Origin of the sequence: Escherichia sp. 93.1518 (assembly GCF_013368915.2) — a bacterium.
Taxonomy (GTDB): Bacteria; Pseudomonadota; Gammaproteobacteria; order Enterobacterales; family Enterobacteriaceae; genus Escherichia; species Escherichia ruysiae.
On record NZ_JABWMT020000002.1, the window covers coordinates 227,850 to 254,163 of the forward strand.

Consider the following 26,314-nt stretch of genomic DNA (forward strand, 5'->3'; position numbering starts at 1 on the left):
GGCGCTACCATAGCGCCTCATTTTTTTGCGGGTGATGATATGCGTGTACTACTGGCGCCGATGGAGGGTGTGCTTGACTCTCTGGTGCGTGAATTGTTGACCGAAGTTAACGACTACGATCTGTGCATCACCGAATTTGTCCGCGTGGTCGATCAACTGCTGCCGGTAAAAGTCTTTCATCGCATTTGCCCTGAACTACAAAATGCCAGTCGAACGCCATCCGGTACGCTGGTGCGGGTACAACTGCTGGGGCAGTTCCCACAGTGGCTGGCGGAAAATGCTGCTCGTGCGGTGGAGTTAGGTTCCTGGGGCGTGGATCTCAATTGCGGCTGCCCATCGAAAACGGTTAACGGCAGCGGCGGTGGGGCGACGTTACTCAAAGATCCTGAACTCATCTACCAGGGTGCAAAAGCGATGCGCGAAGCTGTACCGGCGCATTTACCCGTCAGTGTGAAAGTGCGGCTTGGCTGGGACAGCGGCGAGAAGAAGTTTGAAATTGCCGATGCTGTTCAACAGGCCGGAGCCACGGAACTGGTGGTGCATGGGCGGACAAAAGAGCAGGGCTACCGTGCGGAGCATATTGACTGGCAGGCGATTGGCGAGATTCGCCAGCGGTTGAATATTCCGGTGATTGCCAACGGTGAAATCTGGGACTGGCAGAGTGCGCAACAATGTATGGCGATCAGCGGCTGCGACGCGGTGATGATTGGGCGCGGGGCGCTGAATATTCCCAACCTGAGCCGGGTGGTTAAATATAACGAACCGCGAATGCCGTGGCCGGAGGTCGTTGCTTTGCTGCAAAAATATACCCGTCTGGAAAAGCAGGGCGATACCGGGCTATATCACGTCGCGCGGATTAAACAGTGGTTGAGTTATTTGCGTAAAGAATACGATGAAGCAACGGAATTATTTCAGCATGTTCGGGTGTTGAATAATTCCACAGATATTGCAAGGGCTATTCAGGCAATTGATATAGATAAGCTGCGATAATAGTGGAATCGCAGCATATTAGAGACAATAAATCGCTTATTCAGCTTCATCATTTTGTTGCGCTCCTTTCATGTGCTAAGCCATATATCGCAACTGGCGCAAGGAGCGCGCAGGGGGCGGCCAATCGCCGCCGCCCCCTGCACCCCCGGGCTCTGGCGAACAAAATCGCCGCTGCGCGGTGCCCTCGGCTTATCCCTTACGGCTACCGGGTCGGGCGCGAGGTAACATCCCTGTAAGACGCGCCCTCAGCCCACATCCATGTGGGCTGCCCCGGCCTCCAGGGAACGCCTCGGCGATTTTGACGCCACCAACACCGGAGCGGTTTGTAAATCAAGTACACAAAACATCTAATAACTAACCGTCATATCTGGTTTATCTGATATTTTAAAATATCATCTTAAATACGCCAGTCACCACCAGTAGCCCAATCAGGAAAATAATCAATACTGCCCAGAGTATAATTTTCATTGGCGTTCCTTTATTTGTGAGTGCTGAATAAGTATAGGTAAAAATGAAACCCTTTGCCGTTATCCATAAACGATTAAGATAAATCAGATGATATCATTCACTTACCGTATATTTTTCTGAATATGTCGTTTTATTGCTGCTGATGTATTGCCACGCGAAACTAAAAAATACATTGCAACACACGGTAATCTCCGCGCACCTTTTCTTACCTGATTATTCCCCCATGAATCGTGATTCCTTTTATCCAGCTATCGCCTGTTTTCCGCTGTTCCTCATTCTGGCTGGGTGTGCGCCTGTGCACGAAACCCGCCAGGCGTTAAGCCAGCAAACGCCCGCTGCGCAAGTTGACAGCGCATTACCCACGGCGCTGAAAAATGGTTGGCCAGACAGTCAGTGGTGGCTGGAATATCACGATAATCAACTCACTTCCTTAATTAATAGCGCACTACAGAACGCACCGGATATGCAGGTGGCTGAACAGCGCATTCAACTGGCTGAAGCGCAGGCGAAAGCTGTAGCCACTCAGGATGGTCCGCAGATCGATTTTTCTGCGGATATGGAGCGACAAAAAATGTCGGCGGAAGGGTTAATGGGGCCGTTTGCCCTGACCGATCCGGTGGCAGGTACTACCGGGCCGTGGTATACCAACGGTACTTTTGGTCTAACGGCGGGCTGGCATCTCGATATCTGGGGAAAAAATCGGGCTGAAGTCACAGCGCGCCTCGGTACGGTTAAAGCACGGGCGGCGGAACGCGAGCAAACCCGCCAATTGCTGGCTGGCAGTGTGGCTCGCCTGTACTGGGAGTGGCAGACCCAGGCGGCGTTAAACACTGTCTTACAGCAAATCGAAAAAGAACAGAACACCATTATCGCGACCGATCGCCAGTTGTATCAGAACGGAATTACCTCTTCGGTTGAAGGTGTGGAAACCGATATCAACGCCAGTAAAACCCGGCAACAGCGCAATGATGTGGCGGGAAAAATGAAAATTATTGAGGCGCGGTTAAATGCGCTGACTAACAGCCAGACGAGCGGTTTAAAGCTGCATCCGGTTGTGCTGCCTGAAGTGACAAGCCAACTTCCTGATGAACTGGGTTATTCCTTGCTGGCACGCCGTGCCGATTTGCAGGCGGCGCACTGGTACGTTGAATCATCCTTAAGTAGCATCGACGCGGCAAAAGCGGCCTTTTATCCCGACATAAACCTGATGGCCTTCCTGCAACAAGATGCGTTGCACTTAAGCGATCTGTTCCGACATTCCGCGCAGCAAATGGGTGTTACGGCAGGCCTGACGCTACCCATTTTCGATAGCGGTCGTCTTAACGCCAACCTCGATATTGCGAAAGCCGAAAGCAACTTGTCTATCGCCAGCTACAACAAAGCGGTGGTTGAGGCGGTGAATGACGTGGCGCGGGCAGCCAGTCAGGTTCAGACACTGGCGGAGAAAAACCAGCATCAGGCGCAAATTGAGCGCGATGCCCTGCGTGTGGTAGGTCTGGCGCAGGCACGCTTTAACGCGGGCATCATTGCTGGTTCCCGCGTCAGCGAAGCCAGAATCCCGGCGCTGCGTGAGCGAGCCAATGGCCTGTTATTGCAAGGGCAGTGGCTGGATGCCTCCATTCAACTCGCCGGCGCGCTGGGTGGGGGCTACAAACGCTGATGATATGCGGCTTCTATACTTAACGTTTATTCAGCGTTAAGTGGAGAACTCCATGGCACAGGTCGCGATTATTACTGCCTCCGATTCGGGGATCGGAAAAGAGTGCGCGTTATTACTGGCGCAGCAAGGGTTTGATATTGGCATTACCTGGCACTCAGATGAAGAAGGGGCAAAAGATACCGCGCGTGAGGTAGTTAGCCACGGCGTCCGTGCGGAGATGGTGCAACTGGATCTCGGCAATCTACCAGAAGGTGCGCAGGCGCTGGAGAGACTCATTCAACGACTGGGGCGTATTGATGTGCTGGTGAATAACGCGGGAGCGATGACCAAAGCGCCGTTTCTTGATATGGCTTTTGATGAGTGGCGCAAGATTTTTACCGTTGATGTCGATGGTGCATTTTTATGCTCGCAAATTGCTGCCCGCCAGATGGTGAAACAGGGGCAGGGTGGTCGCATCATCAACATTACATCGGTACATGAACATACGCCGCTGCCGGATGCCAGCGCCTACACCGCCGCTAAACATGCACTCGGCGGGTTAACCAAAGCGATGGCGCTGGAACTGGTCAGGCATAAGATTCTGGTGAATGCGGTCGCGCCAGGTGCAATTGCCACGCCAATGAACGGCATGGATGACGGCGACGTGAAGCCCGACGCAGAGCCATCGATTCCCCTGCGGCGTTTCGGCGCAACGCATGAGATTGCCAGCTTGGTAGCCTGGCTATGTTCCGAAGGCGCAAATTACACCACCGGGCAGTCGTTAATTGTCGATGGTGGTTTTATGCTGGCGAATCCGCAGTTTAAGCCGGAGTAGTGCAATGGGATATGTGGATATTTCAATGGGTATGTTGTAGGCATGATAAGACGCGCCAGCGTCGCATCAGGCATGGAACACCTGATGTCGGATGCGGCGCGAACGACTTATCTGTGGCAACTGCTTTACGCCTGATTATCCGGCTTTTTCTTCCCGCGCCGTTTCAGCCACCAGCGCACGCCTACCACCAGAACCACGACCAGAATCAACCAGACCCAGTGCTTCAAATGCTGGTCGAGAGTGTGCAACCACGGCGCAATCACCTGACCACCAGCGTAACCGATAGTGGTAAAAATCAACGCCCAGGCAAATGCGCCGAGGATATTCAGTGGCAGAAAGATTTTCGGCGGCAGCTGGCTGGCACCAATCAGCGTCGGGCCAATCACCCGAAAGCCATACATAAAACGCGTACCGATGACAAACAGATACGGATGGCGTTGGATAAGTTTCTGCGCCCGCTCAATTTTATCCTGATGCTTAGAGAAACGGCGTAACAGCTTGCCGCCAAACCGCCGCCCGCACAGATAAAGCACCTGGTCGCCAATCATGCCGCCAAGCGCCACAGAAAGTACCACCAGCGGGAACTTTAATAGCCCCTGATGTGCCGCAACGCCTCCCAGCAAAGTCACGGTTTCACCTTCCGCCAGACTACCGATAACCAGCGCGGCATAACCATATTGTGAGATGAGTGTATTGAGATCCATAGGCCAGTCTGTCTCCCTTTGCTTGCCTGTAAGCATACACCCTGTGAATCATTCACGCTGAAAAAGGACGTACATCAGACGGTGCAAATTACATGAGCGAACAAAAAATAATCACAAGCTGACTTATACTTGAACTGTCAGGTTCATGAACTCACAACAAGGGGGCGGTATGAGCCATGTCTGGGGACTGTTTTCCCATCCCGATCGTGAAATGCAGGTGATTAATCGCGAAAACGAAACGATTTCTCACCATTACACCCACCACGTTTTGCTGATGGCGGCGATTCCGGTGATTTGCGCCTTCATTGGCACTACACAGATTGGCTGGAATTTTGGCGATGGCACTATCCTGAAGTTATCCTGGTTTACCGGACTGGCGTTGGCTGTCCTGTTTTATGGCGTTATGCTGGCTGGGGTCGCGGTGATGGGGCGAGTCATCTGGTGGATGGCGCGCAAATATCCGCAACGTCCGTCGCTTGCGCACTGTATGGTCTTTGCCGGATATGTCGCGACGCCACTATTTTTAAGCGGCCTGGTGGCGCTTTATCCGCTGGTCTGGCTGTGCGCGCTGGTGGGTACGGTGGCGCTGTTTTACACCGGCTATCTGCTTTATCTCGGTATTCCGAGCTTCCTGAATATCAACAAAGAGGAAGGTCTTAGCTTCTCCAGTTCGACGCTGGCGATTGGCGTACTGGTGCTGGAAGTGCTGCTCGCTATTACCGTTATTCTGTGGGGGTACGGTTATCGGCTGTTCTAGAAAGTTCTTTTGCGTTGCATTGCTGGCGTAAATGTCAGCAATGCAGCATTTCCTCACGATTCTCCTTTGACGATCTCACTTTTTGCTCGTTATGATGGCGTCGCTAGCCTCAGTAAATCCTTACTCCGGCGGTGCGCAACCCGTGCGCGTGAACCACTATCTGAATGCTCATCATGCCGAAATTTCGAGTTTCTTTATTTAGCCTGGCTCTAATGCTGGCTGTGCCTTTTGCACCGCAGGCCGTTGCGAAAACGACTGCCGCTACCACAGCTTCGCAGCCGGAAATCGCTTCCGGTAGTGCGATGATTGTTGATCTGAATACCAACAAAGTGATCTATTCGAACCACCCGGATCTGGTGCGTCCGATTGCGTCAATCACCAAATTAATGACCGCAATGGTGGTGCTTGACGCACGACTGCCGCTGGATGAAAAACTGAAAGTGGATATCAGCCAGACGCCAGAGATGAAAGGGGTCTATTCGCGCGTGCGACTGAACAGCGAAATCAGCCGTAAAGAGATGCTACTGTTGGCGCTGATGTCTTCAGAAAACCGCGCGGCGGCAAGCCTGGCGCACCATTATCCTGGTGGTTATAACGCTTTTATTAAAGCGATGAATGCGAAAGCGAAATCGCTCGGAATGAACAACACGCGCTTTGTTGAACCGACCGGATTGTCGGTGCATAACGTTTCGACAGCCCGTGACCTGACCAAATTGCTGATTGCCAGCAAACAATATCCGTTGATCGGTCAGTTGAGTACCACCCGTGAAGATATGGCGACCTTCTCTAATCCGACGTACACCCTGCCGTTCCGCAATACTAACCATCTGGTGTATCGCGATAACTGGAATATTCAGTTAACCAAAACCGGTTTTACCAATGCCGCAGGGCATTGTCTGGTGATGCGCACGGTTATCAATAATAAACCGGTGGCGCTGGTGGTGATGGATGCATTTGGCAAATATACCCATTTTGCCGATGCCAGCCGCCTGCGTACCTGGATTGAGACCGGTAAAGTGATGCCTGTTCCGGCTGCGGCGTTGAGCTATAAAAAACAAAAAGCCGCCCAGATGGCGGCGGCGGGGCAGACGGCACAGAACGATTAAGTTTGCTTGCCTGTAGGCCGGATCAGGCGTTTACGCCGCATCCGGCATTAGGTGCCAGTGCCTGATGCGATGCTTACGCATCTTATCAGGCCTACATCTGCATCAGGCATCCAGCTGTATTTACTCTGCTTCCTGCCAGTTTTTCCGCTTACTGGTCTTACCGATCCCAGGGTTCATACTGTTGGTCGGATCGTTCTCGCGATAAAACTTCTGCAGCGTCTCCGGCGCTTTATACAAATGACCGACGTTATGCTCGGCAGGGTATTGCGCGCCGCGCTGGCGTAACAGCTCCAGCATCTGTTCCTTCAACGCATGTACATCTGCACCTTTTTTGACGATGTAATCCTGGTGGAAGACATAGCACATAAAATGGCCGTAATAGAGCTTGTGTACCAACTGGCTGTCGATCTCCGGCGGCAAATGCTCATACCACTCCGTGTCATTACGACGCAGAGCAATATCCAGAGCCAGAATGTCTTCGACTTCATCGGAATGCACAGCCTGATAACGAATTGCCGCCCCCGCAGCCGCAAAACGGTGTAAAAATGCTTTGCTTCCTTCCTCCGGCGTACAGACAAAGAAATCGCCTTCAGCCTGTTTGAAATAATCCACCAGCCACGATTTCGCTTCGCCAATGCCATCGCCCGCCATTTTTAACAGCAGATGATGTTCATATTTATCGCGCCAGCTGTTCATGCGCGGGGGCAAATGGCTGGGGAACAGATGACCGAATTTTTGCATCGCACGGTCGGTAAAATGCGGACGGAAGAATTTCACTTTCTCCAGCATCGCATCGGTACGCCCTTTGATATTAAAGAAGAGAGGCATCTTGTCGGTGCCAAGTTTATCGATCATCAGGAAGGTGTCTTTGCCATATTTTTCCGCGATATCGTAGATATCCCGATGCATATATTCCCCTGCAACCGGCAGATTTTCGAAATTAGCCAGAATATGGCGGCGGATTTCAGTCAGCACTTCCGGCTGATTGGTGCCGATATAAAACACCTGCTGATTTTTTTCTGCTTCGAAGGTATCAAGACGTACCGCGAATACCGCCAGTTTTCCGGCGCAACCGGAGGATTCAAACAGGCGATCCGGGTCGGCGTTATAACGTGCGGGCGTGTCGGCTTCAATATCCCGAACGCGGTGAACATAATCATAATCGTGGGCGTGACGACCGTCGTGGCGAACATCATCTTCTTTGATACGATCGTCATCCAGCTTGCTGAGGATCTGCTCCGGTGTTTCGCCCAGATCAATCCCCAGATGGTTCACCAGCGTCAGTTTGCCGTCTTCATTTATGCGCGCGAACAACGACATTTCGGTATACGCCGGGCCACGCTGCACCAGCGAGCCGCCGGAGTTATTACAGATACCGCCGATGACCGATGCACCTATACACGACGAACCAATCACCGAGTGCGGTTCGCGCCCCAGCGGTTTGAGAGCTTTTTCCAGCGAATAGAGCGTGGTGCCAGGATATGCCAGCACCTGTTCGCCCTTGCCGAGAACGTGCAGTTTGTCGAGACGCAGGGTGCTGATGATAACGATATCGCGATCATAGTCGTTACCGTTTGGCGTCGAGCCTTCGGTCAGGCCGGTATTGGCGGCCTGCATCAGAATAATTTTGTCAGCGGTTACACAGGCTTTCAGCACCCGCCACAATTCCAGTAGCGAACCAGGGAAAACGACAGCCAGCGCGTCGCCCTGACCAGAACGGAAGCCCTTGCGATAGCGGGCCGTTTTTGCGGGATCGGTGAGCAGGTGTGAATGACCGACCAGACGGGCAAGTTCATTCAAAAAGGCTTTATTATCAGTTGTTGTCATGGAAGACATTTTCCACTCCTTGTGGTGGCGAAAAAATATCACAAACTAGAATAGCGCCTTGTATGACAATTCAGCGAGTGAATATTTTGAAAATTCAGACAATAAACTGAGCATTCTTTTTCTCTCTCCATCATGCTTATGGCAAACTACGGTTTTTGCACCATTTTCGCTGCCACATCGGGCAACAAAGGAAGAAAAATCCACATGAAATGGCTATGTTCAGTAGGTATCGCGGTAAGTCTGGCCTTACAGCCAGCACTGGCGGATGATTTGTTTGGTAACCATCCATTAACGCCCGAAGCGCGTGATGCGTTCGTCACCGAGCTGCTCAAAAAAATGACAGTTGATGAGAAGATTGGTCAACTGCGCTTAATCAGCGTCGGCCCGGATAACCCGAAAGAGGCGATCCGCGAGATGATTAAAGACGGGCAGGTTGGGGCGATTTTCAACACCGTAACCCGTCAGGATATCCGCGCCATGCAGGATCAGGTGATGGAATTAAGCCGCCTGAAAATTCCTCTTTTCTTTGCTTACGACGTGCTGCACGGTCAGCGCACTGTCTTCCCGATAAGCCTTGGTCTGGCCTCTTCTTTTAACCTTGAGGCGGTGAAAACGGTCGGGCGCGTCTCTGCTTATGAAGCGGCAGATGATGGTCTGAATATGACCTGGGCGCCAATGGTCGATGTCTCGCGCGATCCGCGCTGGGGACGTGCTTCCGAAGGATTTGGCGAAGATACGTATCTCACCTCAATAATGGGTAAAACCATGGTGGAAGCGATGCAGGGTAAAAGCCCGGCAGATCGCTACTCGGTGATGACCAGCGTCAAACACTTTGCGGCTTATGGTGCGGTAGAAGGCGGCAAAGAGTACAACACCGTCGATATGAGCCCGCAGCGCCTGTTTAATGACTATATGCCGCCGTACAAAGCGGGGCTGGATGCAGGCAGCGGCGCGGTGATGGTGGCGTTGAACTCGCTGAACGGCACGCCAGCCACCTCCGATTCCTGGCTGCTGAAAGATGTTCTGCGCGATCAGTGGGGCTTTAAAGGCATCACCGTTTCCGATCACGGTGCAATCAAAGAGCTGATTAAACATGGCACGGCGGCAGACCCGGAAGATGCGGTGCGCGTGGCACTGAAATCCGGCATCAACATGAGTATGAGCGACGAGTATTACTCGAAGTATCTGCCTGGGTTGATCAAATCCGGCAAAGTGACGATGGAAGAGCTGGATGACGCTGCCCGTCATGTACTGAACGTCAAATATGATATGGGGCTGTTTAACGACCCATACAGCCATTTGGGGACGAAAGAGTCTGACCCGGTGGATACCAATGCCGAAAGCCGCCTGCACCGTAAAGAAGCGCGTGAAGTGGCGCGTGAAAGCCTGGTGTTGCTGAAAAACCGTCTCGAAACGTTACCGCTGAAAAAATCTGCCACTATCGCGGTGGTTGGCCCACTGGCAGACAGCAAACGTGATGTCATGGGAAGCTGGTCAGCAGCCGGAGTTGCCGATCAATCCGTGACCGTACTGACCGGGATTAAAAATGCCGTCGGTGAAAACGGTAAAGTGCTGTATGCCAAAGGGGCAAACGTCACCAGTGATAAAGGTATTATCGACTTCCTGAATCAGTATGAAGAAGCGGTCAAAGTCGATCCTCGTTCTGCGCAAGAGATGATTGATGAAGCGGTGCAGACCGCGAAACAATCTGATGTGGTGGTGGCTGTGGTCGGTGAAGCTCAGGGGATGGCGCACGAAGCCTCCAGCCGTACCGATATTACTATTCCGCAAAGCCAACGTGATTTGATTGCGGCGCTGAAAGCCACCGGTAAACCGCTGGTGCTGGTGCTGATGAACGGTCGTCCGCTGGCGCTGGTGAAAGAAGATCAACAGGCCGACGCGATTCTGGAAACCTGGTTTGCGGGGACTGAAGGCGGTAACGCGATTGCCGATGTGTTGTTTGGCGATTACAACCCGTCCGGCAAGCTGCCGATGTCCTTCCCGCGTTCTGTCGGGCAGATCCCGGTTTACTACAGCCATCTGAATACAGGGCGCCCGTATAACGCTGACAAGCCGAACAAATACACTTCACGCTATTTCGATGAAGCTAACGGTGCGCTTTACCCGTTCGGTTATGGTCTGAGCTACACCACTTTCACTGTCTCTGATGTGAAACTCTCTGCCCCGACCATGAAGCGTGACGGCAAAGTGACAGCCAGTGTGCAGGTGACGAACACCGGCAAACGCGAAGGGGCGACGGTGGTTCAGATGTATTTGCAGGATGTGACCGCTTCTATGAGCCGTCCGGTGAAACAACTGAAAGGCTTTGAGAAAATCACCCTGAAACCGGGCGAAACTCAGACTGTCAGCTTCCCGATCGACATTGATGCGCTGAAGTTCTGGAATCAGCAGATGAAATATGACGCCGAGCCTGGCAAGTTCAACGTCTTTATCGGCACCGATTCCGCACGCGTTAAGAAAGGCGAGTTTGAGTTGATGTAATGCTTTATTAAGGGCGTGAAGTTTGCGCCCTTTAAGTATTTATCTGATTCTGCAACTGAATCCATCCGCTCAGGCTAACCTCGCCATTATCAACTATGCTTTTCTCTTAATTCGCTGAAAACAACAGTAAAAGAATGAGGAAAGCATCATGCCACTCTCAAAGCTTTGGGCAGGTTCACTGGTTATGTTGGCAGCCGTGAGCCTGCCGCTACAGGCGGCTTCTCCCGTTAAAGTCGGTTCAAAAATCGATACCGAAGGCGCGCTGCTCGGCAACATTATTTTGCAAGTACTGGAAAGCCACGGCGTACCGACAGTGAATAAAGTCCAGTTGGGAACCACGCCGGTGGTGCGCGGGGCGATCACTTCTGGCGAGCTGGATATCTATCCGGAATATACCGGCAATGGCGCTTTCTTCTTTAAAGATGAAAATGATGCGGCGTGGAAAAATGCCGGGCAAGGCTACGAGAAAGTCAAAAAGCTCGATGCAGAGCAAAACAAGTTAATCTGGCTGACGCCTGCGCCTGCAAATAACACCTGGACCATCGCCGTGCGTCAGGATCTGGCAGAGAAAAACAAACTCACTTCGCTTGCCGATCTCAGCCGTTATCTGAAAGAGGGCGGCACCTTCAAACTGGCGGCCTCGGCAGAGTTTATTGAACGCGCCGATGCGCTACCCGCTTTTGAAAAAGCCTATGACTTTAAACTCGGTCAGGATCAGTTGCTGTCACTGGCCGGTGGCGACACGGCGGTAACGATTAAAGCCGCTGCCCAACAAACATCCGGCGTTAATGCCGCAATGGCTTACGGCACTGACGGCCCGGTAGCGGCGCTGGGGCTGCAAACCTTAAGCGATCCACAAGGTGTTCAACCTATCTACGCGCCTGCGCCAGTGGTGCGTGAGTCGGTGTTGAAAGAGTATCCGCAAATGGCACAGTGGCTACAGCCCGTTTTCGCCAGCCTCGATGAAAAGACGTTGCAGCAACTGAATGCCAGTATTGCCGTAGAAGGGCTGGATGCTAAAAAAGTGGCTGCCGACTACCTGAAAAAAAAAGGGTGGACGAAGTAATTTCTCGTGACTTATCTACGCATTAATCCTGTTCTGGCGCTGCTGCTGTTGCTGACGGCAATCGCAGCGGCGCTGCCGTTTATCAGTTACGCACCTAACCGGTTAGTTTCTGGTGAGGGGCGTCATCTCTGGCAACTGTGGCCGCAAACGATCTGGATGCTGGTGGGTGTTGGTTGCGCCTGGCTGACTGCCTGTTTTGTTCCCGGTAGAAAAGGCAGCATTTTTGCACTCATCCTTGCGCAATTCGTCTTCATCTTGCTGGTATGGGGCGCAGGAAAGGCCGCGACGCAACTGGCGCAAACTGGCAGTTCGCTGGCGCGTGCCAGCCTTGGCAGTGGCTTCTGGCTGGCTGCGGCGCTGGCATTGCTGGCCTGTAGCGATGCAATCCGCCGAATCTCCACGCATCCGCTGTGGCGCTGGTTGTTGCATATGCAGATTGCCATTATTCCGTTGTGGTTGCTCTTCTCCGGTACGCTTAACGATCTCTCGTTAATGAAAGAGTATGCCAACCGCCAGGATGTGTTCGATGACGCGCTGGCGCAGCATCTGACGTTGCTGTTTGGTTCGGTGCTTCCTGCGCTGGCTATCGGTGTGCCACTGGGCATCTGGTGTTACTTTTCCACTGCGCGGCAGGGGACGATTTTTTCTCTGCTCAATGTCATTCAGACTGTGCCTTCGGTGGCGCTCTTTGGCCTGTTGATTGCGCCGCTTGCCGGGCTGGTCAGCGCATTTCCGTGGCTCGGAACGCTTGGTGTTGCAGGAACCGGAATGACCCCCGCACTGATTGCGCTGGTGCTTTACGCCTTACTGCCGTTGGTGCGCGGCGTGGTAGTGGGGTTGAATCAGATCCCGCGCGACGTGCTGGAGAGCGCCACCGCGATGGGCATGAGCGGGATGCAGCGATTCCTGCATGTGCAGTTACCGCTGGCGTTACCGGTATTTCTGCGCAGCCTGCGGGTGGTGATGGTGCAGACTGTCGGTATGGCGGTGATTGCGGCGTTAATCGGCGCTGGCGGTTTTGGCGCACTGGTTTTCCAGGGGCTGCTAAGCAGTGCCATTGATTTAGTGTTGCTGGGGGTGATCCCGGTGATTGTACTGGCGGTACTTACCGACGCGTTGTTCGATTTGCTTATCGCACTGCTGAAGGTAACAAACCATGATTGAATTTAGCCATGTCAGCAAACTGTTCGGCACACAAAAAGCCGTTAACGACCTCAATCTCAATTTTCAGGAGGGGAGTTTCTCGGTGCTGATTGGCACATCAGGCTCCGGCAAATCCACTACCCTGAAGATGATTAACCGCCTGGTGGAGCATGACAGTGGCGTGATCCGCTTTGCCGGAGAAGAAATTCGTTCGCTGCCAGTGCTGGAGCTGCGCCGCCGGATGGGATACGCCATCCAGTCGATAGGTTTATTTCCCCACTGGAGCGTGGCGCAAAACATCGCCACCGTGCCGCAATTACACAAATGGTCGCGGGCGCGGATTGACGATCGCATCGATGAATTAATGGCGCTGCTGGGGCTGGAGGCGAATTTACGCGAGCGTTATCCCCATCAACTTTCTGGTGGTCAGCAGCAGCGAGTCGGCGTTGCTCGTGCGCTGGCTGCCGATCCGCAAGTTTTGCTGATGGATGAACCGTTTGGCGCGCTGGATCCTGTGACGCGCGGCGCGTTGCAACAAGAGATGACGCGCATTCACCGTTTGCTGGGGCGCACCATTGTGCTGGTCACTCACGATATTGATGAGGCGCTACGGCTGGCAGAACATCTGGTGTTAATGGATCATGGTGAAGTGGTGCAGCAGGGTAATCCGCTGGCGATGCTTACTCGCCCGGCGAATGATTTTGTGCGCCAGTTTTTTGGTCGCAGCGAGCTGGGCGTGCGCCTGTTATCGTTACGTAGTGTGACCGATTATGTGCGCCGCACCGAACGCGCTGAAGGTGAGGCACTGGCAGAAGAGATGACGCTACGCGATGCGCTCTCATTGTTTGTCGCTCGTGGTTGTGAAGTGTTGCCGGTGGTTGACGCTCAGGGTAAACCTTGCGGCACATTGCATTTTCAGGATCTGCTGGTGGAGGCGTAAGCGTATGAAAATAATGCGCGATCCGCTGTTCTGGCTCATTGCTCTGTTTGTGGGGCTGATTTTCTGGCTACCCTATAGCCAGCCACTGTTTGGTGCTTTATTTCCGCAATTACCTCGGCCTGTTTATCAGCAGGAAAGCTTTGTTGCCCTGGCGTTGGCTCATTTCTGGCTGGTGGGGATCTCAAGTTTGTTTGCCGTGATCATTGGTACTGGTGCGGGAATTGCTGTCACTCGCCCGTGGGGCGCGGAGTTCCGCCCGATGGTAGAAACCATTGCCGCCGTTGGGCAGACTTTTCCGCCCGTAGCTGTGCTGGCGATTGCTGTTCCGGTGATGGGGTTTGGTCAGCAACCGGCGATTATTGCCTTGATCCTTTACGGCGTGCTACCGATCTTACAGGCAACACTTGCCGGACTGGGAGCGATTGATGCCAGCGTGACAGACGTTGCCAAAGGGATGGGAATGAGCCGGGGTCAGCGATTACGTAAAGTGGAGTTACCGTTGGCAGCGCCAGTGATTCTGGCCGGCGTGCGGACTTCAGTAATTATCAACATTGGTACGGCGACCATTGCCTCAACAGTAGGAGCCAGCACGCTGGGAACGCCGATCATCATCGGACTTAGCGGATTTAACACTGCTTATGTGATTCAGGGGGCGTTGCTGGTGGCACTGGCGGCGATCATCGTAGACCGCCTGTTTGAACGACTGGTGCAGCGACTCAGCCAGCACGCAGAATAAAGGTATAACCTGCGAGCATGACGCCACCGATACCGCCTAACGCCATCAACAGGAACAGGGTGATAACCCCAATTTTCGCTATGCGCATAATGCACTCCTTATGTTAACGAAAGGATTGTACAGTAAAGCGCATTTGTTAACGAATCATTAAATGCCGAGTGGGAAAATATCATGGCCTTGTTCCTGCCAGCTGGTGAGTTGCTGCTGCTGGGCGGGAGACTGGTTTTCACCGCACCACACTAATAGCGTGCGGCCTTCAAACAGTTCCGGGCGTAGTTGATTGAGTGAGTGAGCGAGGACATCAATGCGCCATCCTTGTTGACTGGCAATCCATCCTTCCAGCCACAGACGAGTGGTATCCTGAATATTCCAGCCAACCACCAGCGCATCTTTGCCCTGTTTTTTACGTGCTGAGGCCAGACAAATGGCGATGTAGTTGATCAGTACACCGTCGAGGATCGCCAGTAACGCCTGGAGAGTTGGTTGCTGACACTGAAGACGTCGGCGCAGAGGAATGAACAGATGTGTGGTGAGCGTCTGGGCGGGGTAATCCTGACCACGCTCTTTGATCCACATTCGCAGACTTTGTAGATTGCCACTTTGCAGGTAATTAAGCAGAGTTTCTTGCTGATCGCGCCAGCCGTTTTGCACATCAACATTCTCATTACTGAGTAGCATTTTAACTTTGCTGACCTGCACGCCGTTATCGATCCAGCGTTTGATCTCGCGGATCCGGTCAATATCGGCATCGTTGAACAGGCGATGTCCGCCGTCTGTGCGCTGCGGTTTCAATAATCCGTAACGCCTCTGCCACGCGCGTAACGTGACAGGATTGATATCACAAAGCAACGCCACTTCACCAATTGTGTAAAGCGCCATCCTACCACCCATGCTCGCGAGGTCCCGGTTTAACTTTAGACGCAGATTTGCGAACCAGGTAGTTTTGTCCGTTTTTAGTTCATCGTTAGGGTGATTTTATTTTTGCCAGGCGATTTTGAGTGATCGTACTCACGAATTCTCATTTTTCTGCAAGAGTTCAAAGAAAGTTAAACGCAGGCAATGTATGTTACGCGTTTTAAAGGGAAGTGTGGTTTGCGGGTATGTACGATTTTAATCTGGTGTTGCTGCTGCTTCAGCAGATGTGCGTTTTTTTAGTCATTGCATGGTTAATGAGTAAAACGCCATTATTCATACCGTTAATGCAGGTCACGGTTCGTCTGCCGCATAAATTTCTCTGCTACATCGTTTTTTCCATCTTCTGCATCATGGGCACCTGGTTCGGGTTGCATATCGACGATTCGATTGCTAATACGCGGGCGATTGGCGCGGTGATGGGAGGCTTACTCGGCGGCCCGGTGGTGGGCGGTCTGGTTGGTCTGACCGGCGGGTTACATCGATACTCAATGGGGGGGATGACCGCGCTAAGTTGCATGATCTCGACTATCGTCGAAGGATTGCTCGGCGGCCTGGTACACAGCATCCTGATCCGACGCGGGCGCACTGATAAAGTCTTTAACCCCATTACCGCAGGTGCCGTCACGTTCGTTGCTGAAATGGTGCAAATGTTGATCATCCTGGCGATCGCCCGACCTTATGAAGATGCGGTGCGTCTGGTGAGTAATATTGCTGCGCCAATGATGGTCACCAATACCGTCGGCGCGGCGCTGTTTATGCGTATATTGCTTGATAAACGCGCGATGTTTGAAAAATACACTTCGGCTTTTTCCGCTACCGCGTTGAAAGTCGCAGCCTCGACGGAAGGCATTTTGCGCCAGGGGTTTAACGAAGTGAACAGCATGAAAGTGGCACAGGTGCTGTATCAGGAGCTGGATATTGGTGCAGTCGCGATTACCGATCGAGAGAAATTGCTGGCCTTTACCGGAATCGGTGACGACCATCATTTGCCAGGCAAACCGATTTCCTCGACCTACACCTTAAAAGCGATTGAAACCGGCGAAGTGGTCTACGCCGATGGCAACGAAGTGCCTTACCGTTGCTCTTTGCATCCGCAATGCAAACTGGGGTCGACGCTGGTGATTCCATTGCGTGGCGAAAATCAACGGGTGATGGGCACCATCAAATTGTATGAAGCGAAAAACCGTTTGTTCAGCTCAATCAACCGCACGCTGGGGGAGGGGATTGCGCAGTTGCTTTCGGCGCAGATCCTCGCCGGGCAATATGAGCGGCAAAAAGCCATGCTCACCCAGTCAGAAATTAAACTGCTTCACGCCCAGGTGAATCCCCATTTCCTGTTCAATGCGCTTAACACCATTAAAGCCGTTATCCGCCGCGACAGCGAACAGGCCAGCCAGTTGGTGCAGTATCTTTCTACTTTTTTCCGCAAAAACTTAAAGCGGCCTTCGGAGTTTGTTACTCTCGCCGACGAGATTGAACATGTGAATGCTTATCTGCAAATTGAAAAGGCGCGCTTCCAGTCGCGATTGCAGGTCAACATTTCTATTCCAGAGGAGTTATCCCGGCAGCAGTTGCCCGCGTTTACCCTGCAACCAATAGTGGAAAACGCTATTAAACATGGAACATCACAACTCCTGGATACAGGGCGAGTGGCAATTAGCGCAAGGCGTGAAGGGCAACATTTAATGCTGGAGATCGAAGACAATGCCGGTTTGTATCAACCGGCAACTAATGCCAGCGGGCTGGGGATGAATCTGGTGGATAAGCGTTTACGTGAGCGTTTTGGCGATGACTATGGGATAAGCGTCGCCTGTGAGCCTGATAGTTACACCCGAATAACGTTACGACTGCCATGGAGGGACGAGGCATGATTAAAGTCTTAATTGTCGATGATGAACCGTTAGCACGGGAGAACCTGCGCGTATTTTTGCAAGAACAGAGCGATATTGAAATTGTCGGCGAGTGCTCAAACGCCGTGGAAGGGATCGGCGCGGTGCATAAACTGCGCCCGGACGTGCTGTTTCTCGACATCCAGATGCCGCGCATCAGCGGTCTGGAAATGGTGGGGATGCTCGACCCGGAACATCGTCCGTATATCGTTTTTCTCACCGCGTTTGACGAATACGCCATTAAAGCCTTTGAAGAACATGCCTTTGATTATCTCCTGAAGCCAATTGATGAAGCGCGACTGGCGAAAACGCTGGCGCGTTTGCGTCAGGAACGCAGCAAGCAGGATGTTTCGCTGTTACCGGAAAATCAACAGGCGCTGAAATTTATCCCTTGTACGGGGCATAGTCGGATTTATTTGCTGCAAATGAAAGATGTGGCGTTTGTCAGCAGTCGGATGAGCGGTGTTTATGTCACCAGTCACGAAGGGAAAGAAGGTTTTACCGAACTGACTTTGCGCACTCTGGAGAGTCGTACACCGCTACTGCGTTGTCATCGTCAGTATCTGGTTAACCTCGCGCATTTGCAGGAGATTCGCCTGGAAGATAATGGCCAGGCCGAGTTAATTTTACGTAATGGCTTAACCGTGCCGGTCAGCCGCCGTTATCTGAAAAGCTTAAAAGAGGCGATTGGCCTTTAAAAGACTGCTAAAATGGCTTTTTGCCTCATCAACACCTAAAGGCCTCATGCTAAGTAACGATATTCTGCGCAGCGTGCGCTACATTTTAAAAGCCAATAATAACGACCTGGTGCGCATTCTGGCGCTGGGCAATGTCGAAGCCACTGCCGAACAGATTGCCATCTGGTTGCGTAAAGAAGATGAAGAAGGTTTTCAACGTTGTCCGGACATTATTTTGTCCTCATTCCTGAATGGCCTGATTTACGAAAAACGCGGCAGGGATGAATCTGCACCGGCACTGGAGCCGGAACGTCGTATTAATAACAATATTGTGCTGAAAAAATTGCGCATCGCGTTTTCACTGAAAACCGATGACATTCTGGCGATCCTCACCGAACAGCAGTTCCGCGTTTCTATGCCGGAAATTACTGCGATGATGCGTGCGCCGGAGCATAAAAACTTCCGCGAATGCGGCGATCAATTCTTGCGTTATTTTCTGCGTGGACTGGCGGCGCGCCAGCATGTGAAGAAAAACTAAGACAGGTCTGGAGGCCATGCAGAGAGCATGGCCTCCGGCAGATTATTTCACTTCTTTAAAGCCAGCGGCTTTCATCACCAGTTCCATTTGCGCCATAGTGATGCCTTTTTTGGCATCGTCAGCAGAAATGTTAATGCCGGAAATACCCTGCAGGGCTTTAAAATCAACTTTTTCCATATCGATAGTCACGTTTTCCTGCGCGTAATTATCAGTAAAGGTTAATTTTTCTTCAACGCCAGTAATGTTTTTATATTTTGCACTTAACGGCTCAAGCTTTTTAGCTGCCTCTTCTTTGTTAGCCGCACCGATGGTTGCAAACTGAATTTTGGTTTCTGAAGATTGCTTAAGCACCTTGTCGCCTTTGTAGACATAGGTAATGGCAATTTCAGTACCGTTCAGATTGGCACTAAATTTCTTTGATTCTTCTTTATCACCACAGCCAGCGAGAGAGAAAACCAGAACAGATGCAACAACGAGGGAAAACAGTTTGTTGAAAGCCTTCATGTAAAACTCCATTTTATCAAGATCAGAAAACTGGTGACTCTCACCAGGGCGCTATAGAATATTCTTTATACCTCGTCTTGAGCAGTCCGGAAATGGAGTAGATCTCTTAATAAAAAGCATTTTTTCCTCCTTGTTGCTCAAGCATCAGCAACAACTGTTCGCAGAGTAAAACACAGTTATTCAATACTTCTGCCAGTGTCTCGCCTTCCGAATTGCGTAATTGCTTCAACACATGCGCCAGCCGATAAAAACCTACTACGGTGAGTTCGTTCGCCAGCAAATCAGCCTGACTAATGGCGCTCTGTTGCTGATAGCGCCAGCCGTTATGGAGCAGTTGAATAAGCAACGCCTGGCAGCGCATCAGCACTTGATGAGCGGTGGACGGTACAGGAAGAACGCTGGCGGAAGGTAGCGGTGCCACAGGCGCAGTTTCTGCATCCAGCGCCCAGGCGCGAGTTTGTGTCATCATCACCTGTGGCTCCAGCGTCAATTGCCCCTCAACAAAACTGACAAAACCAGAAACCAGACACACAGGATCATCCTGCTGTTGTAAAAGGGACGCCATACGTTCAACTGCAAAAGGCGCACTGGTTGAAGCTGGCAGTGATAACGTCAGCACATTATCTTCGCCTTCGCCACTGATTACCTGCGCATCCAGCCTCTGGCGGCTGCTATCCCAGCCAAGAGAAAGACATTCCGCCACCGGCAGAATAAATAAATTATCCACCTGGTTAAGAGGTCGTATGCAGGCTGGTGGACGCTGGCATAGGTATTCCCGCAGAGCCACAATGCCTGGCTGGCGTAACGGTGCTCCCAGCATTTGCCAGGCATCAGGTGACAGTGGCACAACGCTACTTAAGCGGTTGCGCGTACCTAATAACAGTTCGCCTTCGGCGCTCCGACGTGCAGCTTGTGAAACAATTTGCCCACCCGCCAGCGCGGCAGCCTGAAAGGTAAACAGCCGACGCGTAGCTGCTGGCGCCTTTTCTTGTTCACTTCTCGACCAACTGCGTGACAGATGCAAAATACTGCCAGTGTCGGGGTCGCTAAACCAGATCCGTAAACCATACTGTTGGAAGTCCTGCCAGCAACGCATACCTAACGATACCAGCCGCAGATGATCAAGCTTTGCTTCTCCGGCAATGCCTGCACCAACGACCGTGCGCCAGGGCATGGGCGGGACTTCACTAACACCGTCGCGTCGTGCCATCTCTTGTGCACAGTTCAATCGACTGTTTAATGCCGCAAGCTGATGTAAGCATTCTCCGGCATGATAGTGACTGGCGCGGGCGTGGGAGGCATCAATACTGGCGCGCAGTTGCCGTAGCGATTCACTCACCCATCGCCAGTTGCAGCGTTCCGCCGCTTGCTGTGCGCGGCTGAATGCTGCCTCGTAGTGGAGTAACGGCTGGCTGATGCCGCCCAGCCATAATGCCTGGCTTAATTGTTGGACATATTGACGACATGCTTTGCCTTCGTCGCTGGCAAATGGATCGTCGTTCGAGGCGACGTGTTCGCTGCGCATCTGCCAGATTAAATGGGTAAATTCTGCCTGCTGCGTTTTGGCCTGGGCAAATGCCTGCACTGCCAGTACTACGTGTTCGCACAGCGTTCCTTCAATGCAATCACAACGGGCGAAACGAATGCTGCTGCGGGAATAAAAACGCACATCGCTCATCGGTAAGCGGGCAGAGGGAATTTCGCCTGGCGCGCAGAACAGTTCAATGGTGATACCTTTGGCGACCAGGGATTGAGCGCGTTTGTGCGTGGCAGTGGGCAGGGTAGTCAGTTCTTCCAGCCAGATTGCCGGGTTCCATTCCTCTTCTTTTTCCGTGGGCTGAGAGGTAGCACAAAGTCGCTGATAACTTAACACCAGCATCACGCGATGGCGGCACATACCGATGGCTCCGCAGCTACACTGAGCCTCCTTCAGCGCCTGACCGCCTGCCAGTTGGCTGCGTGTACCGTCACTAAATGTGGCGATCAGCGTGCCGTTTTCATGGCTGATTTGCGGGATATTGCCATTTTCCAGCTCCTTAAGGCTGCGCTTAACAAAACCAGCATTGCTTAACGCCGTCAGGGCTTGTGGCGTCAGTTCTAATAATTCCGGGTGTAGTGCATTCATGACTGAAGATTCTCCGCCAGCCATGACGCCAGTTCGCCCGGCGTCATGGCAGCAATTTGTGCACCGACATTAACCAGCGCCTGGGCCATATCACGGTCATAACAGGGCGTTGCTGTGCTATCGAGCGCCGCCAGTCCCAGCACTTTGATGCCGCTTTGAACACATTGTTTCACCTGGTGGATGAGTGATGATGATGCTCCTCCCTCATAAAAATCGCTCACCAGAATAATTACACTTTTAGCCGGCTGTTCAATAAGTTGACGGGCATACTCCATCGCACTGGCGATGTGCGTTCCGCCGCCTAACTGTACTTTCATTAATAACTCCACCGGATCGGCAACGTCTGCCGTGAGATCGACCACGCTGGTGTCAAAAGCGACCAGATGTGTGCGGATACCGGGTAGTTGCCATAGACAGGCCGCCATCACTGCCGAGTGGATCACCGAATCCACCATTGATCCACTTTGATCAACCAGTAAAACCAGTTGCCATTGTTCGCTATGGCGCTTAATTCGGCTGTTAAAGCGGGGCGATTCGATATACAACTTGCCATGTTGCGGATGCCAGTGTTGCAGGTTGGCGCGCAGAGTACTTTTGAAATCGAAATTACGCGCCAGGGGAATGTGCGAGCGGCGGCGGCGGTCACGTACACCAGAAAAAGCCTGACGAACTTCCTTCGCCAGTCGCGCCATAATTTCTTCCACCACCTGGCGCACTATCCGGCGAGTGGCGACCAGCACGTCCGGATTCATCAAATGTTTAGTGTGCAAAACGGCGCGTAACAGGCTTTCAGAGGGCTGCATACGTTCCAGCACCTCAAGATTTGTCACCACATCTTCAATGCCGTAGCGCAGCACCGCGTCACTTTCCAGCCGCTCAATGACCTGTTGCGGAAAGAGCGTATGAATACTATTGATCCATTCTGGTGTGGTGAGATTTGAGCTACCTAATCCACCGGATCGTTCACCACGCTGGATACGTTCGGGATCGCGCCCATACAGCCACTCCAGCGCATGGTCTATCTGCCGGGCATTGCCATCCAGAGCACCAAGGGTAGTTTCTGCCGCTTCGCCAAGAATCAATCGCCAGCGTTGTAGCTCACGGGTAGTCAGAAGATCGTTCAGTTCAGACATGGAATACTCCCCAGTGTTGCAGCGATGCCAGTGCCTGCTGTTCGAGTTGTTGATGATGTGCAATAGCTTGCGGTGGGCAATGCAACGGCATTTGCAGCGCCGAAACAGGAAGTTGCGCCAGTTGATAATGTTCAAGCACCTGATGCGCCAGCGTCCCGCGTTCTCGTGGTGGTAGCCAGGCCATCGCCGCGCGCAAATCGGGCAGGGCGTTAATAAAATCGGCGTCACTCAGTTGATTTAAATGACGGCTGAAACCGGCGATAAATGCAGGCTGACAGGCCAGTTGATGACGAGCTAATGCCAGCAAACCGTGCAGCGCCTCGCCAGATTGTGCGGGGGATAACTGTGCCAGCATCGTCAGCGCCGCTTCGGCACTGGCGTTGGGATGTTCCAGACGCATCAGTGCTCCAAGAGCCGCGCCGCGATCCAGCGCCGTTGCATGAGTGCTCTGGCTGCGGCGTTCCAGTAACGCCAGGGCGGCGGAAAGCGAAACGCCTGACAGTTGAATGCCGCTATGAAGGTCGCGCAGGATATGGCACAACGCTCGCCAGCTATGTAAATGGGCGTGAAATTCTTTTTCGTCCGGTCTGCCGTTGGATTCACATAGCCATAGCGTGCGATCGATGGCCGCACATAACGTTGATTGTAATATCTGTGAGCCTTGCATACCGCTGATTTCATCCAGCCGCCACAAAGCGTAAAGCACCTCCAGCGCCTGGCCCATCTCAGCAAACTGATTTTCCTGGGCGATGAGCAACGCGAGTTGTTCCAGTAACAGCTCACTAAAGTTCGCCAGACCGGCCAATGCTGCCTGACTCAGACATGCAGTGATGCTGCTAATTCCTCCTGCATCCAGCATGTCTGCTTCTAATTTGTTACGTGCAGCTTCCTGAAGTGTGGCGCCAAAGCAGGCTGCTTCAATCAATGCGGCATGTTGGCTAAGTGGTTGAGTTAATTTCCACTGTTCTTCGCCGTTACCCGCAAGCGTCAGTGTACTTCCGTGTTGACGTGTGATGCCGGGGAGTTCGAGGATTGCCAGCCGATGCAGCACTTGACTTTGTGCCAGGCCGCCGGGGGTAAAGCGATTCAACGCCAGGTCGGATGGTAGGGTGATTTCGGTACGTTCCAGTTCGGACGTTACATCTTTTGGTAGAGGAGGCAGAGGCGTGGAAGGGGCAAGTTTGCCAAATCCATCTCCTGCCAGGACATCAATCAGCGTCAGCAAAATGGGATCGGTATCCGGGTGAATGACTCCGCGATAGCTCCACGGTAGCGGCGCGTTTAATGCTTCTTTGATAAGCGAGCCCGCTAATGCATCCAGCCAGTCAGTACGTAGCGGCAGAGTATGACCGCGCAGTTGTGCCAGAGCCATCGAATGCAGATGGGCGGCAGCCATATCGGCGGTGGAGGCTGGTAAGTGGTGCTGACGTAAACGGGTTAGAATCGTTTTAAGTAACAGCTCTCCGGCGCGTTGCAAACCAAATTTCCAGCACCAGTTTTGCCAGACCGGAGCTGGCATTCCTGAAAGGTATCCCGCCAGCACATCAAGGCGTTTTTCACTGTATGGTGTGAGATAACAACCAGTAACAGCTTCTGGCAGCGATGGTAATTCTGGTTTTTGACTTTCCTGCAAGCATTCGCGCCATCTTTTTGCCAGCGCCGGGGCGTGCCAGCCGCCGCAGACGACTAACACATTGCCATTGTTTTGCCGCATAGCCCATGCAATCCAGCGAGCCATAAAGGTTTCACGCTGGCAGTTGAGAGCATCAGCAGGGGTTTCTCCCCGTAGTTGTTCAAAATAGTGAGCCAGTGATGATGGCAGCACAGCTTGCTGGCTTTCATCTTCGAACAGGTGATCCCACAGCGTGTCGCTGTTATCCATGCGGGTAGCGCGTAACAGTAAGGCCAGACCGCCATCAGCCGCAGCCGATTCATCGTCATCTTCTTCACTTTGCGCCCAGCAAGGCAAATCGATAAAGTACGTTTGCGCCTGAATGCGACGCGCAGCGTGCAATGCCTGCCACTCCGGGGAAAATTCGGCAAACGGGGTCCAGGCACCGCGCCCCGTGGCCTTACTGTCCTGATATTGAGAGTAACTGTATATGGCAACAGGAAGCTGGTGGGCTAAAAACAATTCATCTACCCGGTCATTAAAATCGGCTGGACCTTCAATCAACACGTATCGTGGTTGCTTACTTTCGATTAGCGATTTCACCAGCCGGGCACAGGCCGGGCTATGATGCCGGATGCCGACAATTAACGGCTCGCTCATACAACTTCCCTCACGGCAGACGGTGGCGAGCTTGATAATAAGCCTGCCAGTGAGCTTCTTTATACGTGGCAACACGCTGTTCAAAGTAACGGCGCAGCCGAGCGCGATCTTCTTCGTTATCTTTGACGATGGTGCCAGCAATACAGTCCACCAGATCGGCAGGCTCTCCCGGGCGATTCGCTAAAAACCAGGCGCGGACCCCCACGGCGTGTGCCACGTTAACGGCTTCAGCGGTAGACATAATGGCCGTCAGGGTATCCATTGACGTTTTCTTTTCGCCGTTGGCACGCAGATCGCGGAAGGTACGCACCAGTAATTCCAGTACCGCGTCAGGTACTTTGTGCGGAATGCCACTATGAGCCAGCAAACGCGCCGAAGCACTGGCGACCAGTTCCAGTTCCTGGGCGAAATCCATAATCGGAAAGACGGTTTCAAAATCGAAGCGACGCTTTAGCGCCGCGCTCATTTCATTGACGCCGCGATCGCGGGTATTGGCGGTGGCAATAATGTTAAAGCCTGCACGGGCGTAGAGTTGACTTGCTTCACCGGTAAGTTCCGGAACCGTCATAACCCTGTCAGAAAGCATACCTAACAGACAGTCTTGTACTTCCAGCGGTGTACGCGTTATCTCTTCAAAACGGACGATTTTGCCATCACGCATCCCCTGGTAGAGCGGAGCCGGGACAAGAGCTTCTGTTGACGGACCATGGTTGATTAGCAGAGCGTAGTTCCAGCCGTACTTGATTTGGTCTTCGGTGGTTGATGCGCCGCCCTGAATGGTTAAACCAGCATCGCCGCTAATGGCTGTTGCGAGCAATTCAGAAAGGAGAGATTTTGCCGTACCCGGCTCCCCAACCAGTATTAAACCGCGCCCGGTGGCAAGAGTCACTAACATGCGTTCGATAGCAGAAGGGCTGATTACGACTTTACGGCTGATGTTTTGCGCCTCATCGCCAAGAATAAAAGCACGGGCTGCAGGCAAACTTAACTGCCAGCCGGGAGGGCAGGGCGCGCGATCATTTTGTTTTAATTTTGCCAGTTCATAGGCATATAACACAGCGGCAGGCGGACGCTGCAGATGATTATTCTGCGGTGACATATATTCATCCCTGAAATGTATTAATAAAATAAACGATATTCTACGCGCAATAAATGTTTGGCGCATTAACTGTTTGAGTGGAAAATATCTGGAAAGTAGATCACAGGAAATAAAAAAACCTGCTGGTGAGGCAGGTTTTTTTATTTACAACTTTGATGTTAACTTACTGATTGTGCAACATTTCGTACCAACGAATGAATTATAACCATACCTACGCTCCATTGCAATTCAGCAAGTGAGATTTATAATCCTGTCCGTTGGGAGGTTGTTCTGGATCGGGCCAATTTCAAGTCCTGGCTGCCGGACGGGTGGTGCCGCAGGCGGTGCCCTGATCCGGAGAGCAACGTTTCGTACCAACATACGTAAACCGGCATCGACAGGCAGCGTAAGGGTAAGGTGCTGGTGTTGCGCTCCTTAATAAGGAGAGCGAATGGACACGCTGACACGAA

General features: G+C 52.4%; 23 protein-coding genes. 13 read left to right on the forward strand and 10 right to left on the reverse strand.

The genetic code is table 11. From position 1 onward, the window contains the following. Positions 1-39: 39 nt before the first annotated feature. Entirely contained in the window at positions 40-990 is a 951-nt protein-coding gene (gene dusC / locus HEN21_RS02660) for a tRNA dihydrouridine(16) synthase DusC (RefSeq protein ID WP_105286773.1), read from the forward strand. Between the two features lie 384 nt (positions 991-1,374). On the opposite strand, the gene yohP is transcribed toward dusC, so the two are convergent. Further along, positions 1,375-1,458: a small membrane protein YohP gene (gene yohP / locus HEN21_RS02665; RefSeq protein WP_000691708.1), complete on the reverse strand. Its 84-nt coding sequence runs from the start codon at positions 1,456-1,458 to the stop codon at positions 1,375-1,377. A 223-nt stretch (positions 1,459-1,681) separates the two neighbouring features. On the opposite strand from yohP, the gene mdtQ reads away from it, so the two are divergent. Together mdtQ and HEN21_RS02675 are read left to right on the forward strand one after the other, a co-directional pair. Beyond that, the gene (mdtQ, locus tag HEN21_RS02670; RefSeq protein WP_176251974.1) at positions 1,682-3,118 is read left to right on the forward strand and encodes a multidrug resistance outer membrane protein MdtQ; all 1,437 of its coding nucleotides are present in this window, start codon (positions 1,682-1,684) and stop codon (positions 3,116-3,118) included. A 52-nt stretch (positions 3,119-3,170) separates the two neighbouring features. Continuing rightward, complete coding sequence (locus tag HEN21_RS02675; RefSeq protein WP_000079555.1) at positions 3,171-3,932, forward strand: SDR family oxidoreductase; 762 nt, start codon at positions 3,171-3,173, stop codon at positions 3,930-3,932. Positions 3,933-4,057: 125 nt separating this feature from the next. Here the strand turns inward: HEN21_RS02675 and HEN21_RS02680 are convergent, their stop codons facing one another. After that, positions 4,058-4,636, reverse strand: coding sequence for a DedA family protein (locus tag HEN21_RS02680; RefSeq protein WP_001307896.1), 579 nt, complete (start codon positions 4,634-4,636; stop codon positions 4,058-4,060). Between the two features lie 169 nt (positions 4,637-4,805). Here HEN21_RS02680 and HEN21_RS02685 point away from each other — a divergent pair, with 169 nt between their 5' ends. Together HEN21_RS02685 and pbpG are read left to right on the forward strand one after the other, a co-directional pair. Then, positions 4,806-5,393, forward strand: a complete 588-nt coding sequence (locus HEN21_RS02685) for a Yip1 family protein (RefSeq protein WP_000020073.1) — start codon at positions 4,806-4,808, stop codon at positions 5,391-5,393. A 173-nt stretch (positions 5,394-5,566) separates the two neighbouring features. Next, complete coding sequence (pbpG, locus tag HEN21_RS02690) at positions 5,567-6,499, forward strand: D-alanyl-D-alanine endopeptidase (protein ID WP_010352881.1); 933 nt, start codon at positions 5,567-5,569, stop codon at positions 6,497-6,499. Between the two features lie 120 nt (positions 6,500-6,619). On the opposite strand, the gene dld is transcribed toward pbpG, so the two are convergent. After that, positions 6,620-8,335 carry a D-lactate dehydrogenase gene (gene dld / locus HEN21_RS02695; RefSeq protein WP_016231815.1) on the reverse strand — a complete coding sequence of 572 codons (1,716 nt, stop codon included), beginning with the start codon at positions 8,333-8,335 and terminating at the stop codon, positions 6,620-6,622. A 195-nt stretch (positions 8,336-8,530) separates the two neighbouring features. Here dld and bglX point away from each other — a divergent pair, with 195 nt between their 5' ends. The 5 genes from bglX (at position 8,531) to yehW (ending at position 14,713) form a co-directional block, all read left to right on the forward strand. Beyond that, entirely contained in the window at positions 8,531-10,828 is a 2,298-nt protein-coding gene (bglX, locus tag HEN21_RS02700) for a beta-glucosidase BglX (protein ID WP_176251973.1), read from the forward strand. A gap of 148 nt (positions 10,829-10,976) precedes the next feature. Then, a complete protein-coding gene (osmF, locus tag HEN21_RS02705; protein WP_176251972.1) occupies positions 10,977-11,894 on the forward strand; it encodes a glycine betaine ABC transporter substrate-binding protein OsmF in 918 nt (305 codons plus the stop codon). Positions 11,895-11,900: 6 nt separating this feature from the next. After that, the gene (gene yehY, locus HEN21_RS02710; RefSeq protein WP_176251971.1) at positions 11,901-13,058 is read left to right on the forward strand and encodes a glycine betaine ABC transporter permease YehY; all 1,158 of its coding nucleotides are present in this window, start codon (positions 11,901-11,903) and stop codon (positions 13,056-13,058) included. After that, positions 13,051-13,977, forward strand: a complete 927-nt coding sequence (gene yehX / locus HEN21_RS02715) for a glycine betaine ABC transporter ATP binding protein YehX (RefSeq protein WP_176251970.1) — start codon at positions 13,051-13,053, stop codon at positions 13,975-13,977. The genes yehY and yehX overlap by 8 nt, the downstream gene beginning before the upstream one ends. A 4-nt stretch (positions 13,978-13,981) precedes the next feature. Next, entirely contained in the window at positions 13,982-14,713 is a 732-nt protein-coding gene (gene yehW, locus HEN21_RS02720; RefSeq protein WP_000700019.1) for a glycine betaine ABC transporter permease YehW, read from the forward strand. On the opposite strand, the gene HEN21_RS02725 is transcribed toward yehW, so the two are convergent. Beyond that, positions 14,694-14,801, reverse strand: coding sequence for a protein YohO (locus tag HEN21_RS02725; RefSeq protein WP_001216965.1), 108 nt, complete (start codon positions 14,799-14,801; stop codon positions 14,694-14,696). The genes yehW and HEN21_RS02725 overlap by 20 nt on opposite strands. 59 nt (positions 14,802-14,860) lie before the next feature. Further along, positions 14,861-15,592 carry an HTH-type transcriptional regulator MlrA gene (gene mlrA, locus HEN21_RS02730; RefSeq protein ID WP_001240390.1) on the reverse strand — a complete coding sequence of 244 codons (732 nt, stop codon included), beginning with the start codon at positions 15,590-15,592 and terminating at the stop codon, positions 14,861-14,863. A gap of 221 nt (positions 15,593-15,813) precedes the next feature. Between mlrA and btsS the strand changes: the two genes are divergently transcribed. The 3 genes from btsS to HEN21_RS02745 are packed head-to-tail and all read left to right on the forward strand — an operon-like array spanning position 15,814 to position 18,732. Beyond that, positions 15,814-17,499: a two-component regulatory system sensor histidine kinase BtsS gene (btsS, locus tag HEN21_RS02735; RefSeq protein WP_105280148.1), complete on the forward strand. Its 1,686-nt coding sequence runs from the start codon at positions 15,814-15,816 to the stop codon at positions 17,497-17,499. Beyond that, a complete protein-coding gene (btsR, locus tag HEN21_RS02740) occupies positions 17,496-18,215 on the forward strand; it encodes a two-component system response regulator BtsR (RefSeq protein ID WP_010348973.1) in 720 nt (239 codons plus the stop codon). Before btsS ends, btsR begins: the two co-directional genes overlap by 4 nt. A gap of 46 nt (positions 18,216-18,261) precedes the next feature. Further along, entirely contained in the window at positions 18,262-18,732 is a 471-nt protein-coding gene (locus HEN21_RS02745) for a YehS family protein (protein ID WP_010354036.1), read from the forward strand. Positions 18,733-18,774: 42 nt separating this feature from the next. Here the strand turns inward: HEN21_RS02745 and HEN21_RS02750 are convergent, their stop codons facing one another. The 5 genes from HEN21_RS02750 to HEN21_RS02770 form a co-directional block, all read right to left on the reverse strand. Further along, positions 18,775-19,236: a YehR family lipoprotein gene (locus HEN21_RS02750; protein ID WP_010348969.1), complete on the reverse strand. Its 462-nt coding sequence runs from the start codon at positions 19,234-19,236 to the stop codon at positions 18,775-18,777. 106 nt (positions 19,237-19,342) lie between these two features. After that, positions 19,343-21,361, reverse strand: coding sequence for an SWIM zinc finger family protein (locus HEN21_RS02755; RefSeq protein ID WP_176251969.1), 2,019 nt, complete (start codon positions 21,359-21,361; stop codon positions 19,343-19,345). Continuing rightward, positions 21,358-22,494: a vWA domain-containing protein gene (locus HEN21_RS02760; RefSeq protein WP_176251968.1), complete on the reverse strand. Its 1,137-nt coding sequence runs from the start codon at positions 22,492-22,494 to the stop codon at positions 21,358-21,360. The genes HEN21_RS02755 and HEN21_RS02760 overlap by 4 nt, the downstream gene beginning before the upstream one ends. After that, a complete protein-coding gene (locus HEN21_RS02765) occupies positions 22,487-24,766 on the reverse strand; it encodes a DUF5682 family protein (RefSeq protein ID WP_176251967.1) in 2,280 nt (759 codons plus the stop codon). The genes HEN21_RS02760 and HEN21_RS02765 overlap by 8 nt, the downstream gene beginning before the upstream one ends. Before the next feature lie 10 nt (positions 24,767-24,776). Next, a complete protein-coding gene (locus HEN21_RS02770; RefSeq protein ID WP_010348966.1) occupies positions 24,777-25,865 on the reverse strand; it encodes an ATP-binding protein in 1,089 nt (362 codons plus the stop codon). Between the last annotated feature and the right edge of the window lie 449 nt (positions 25,866-26,314).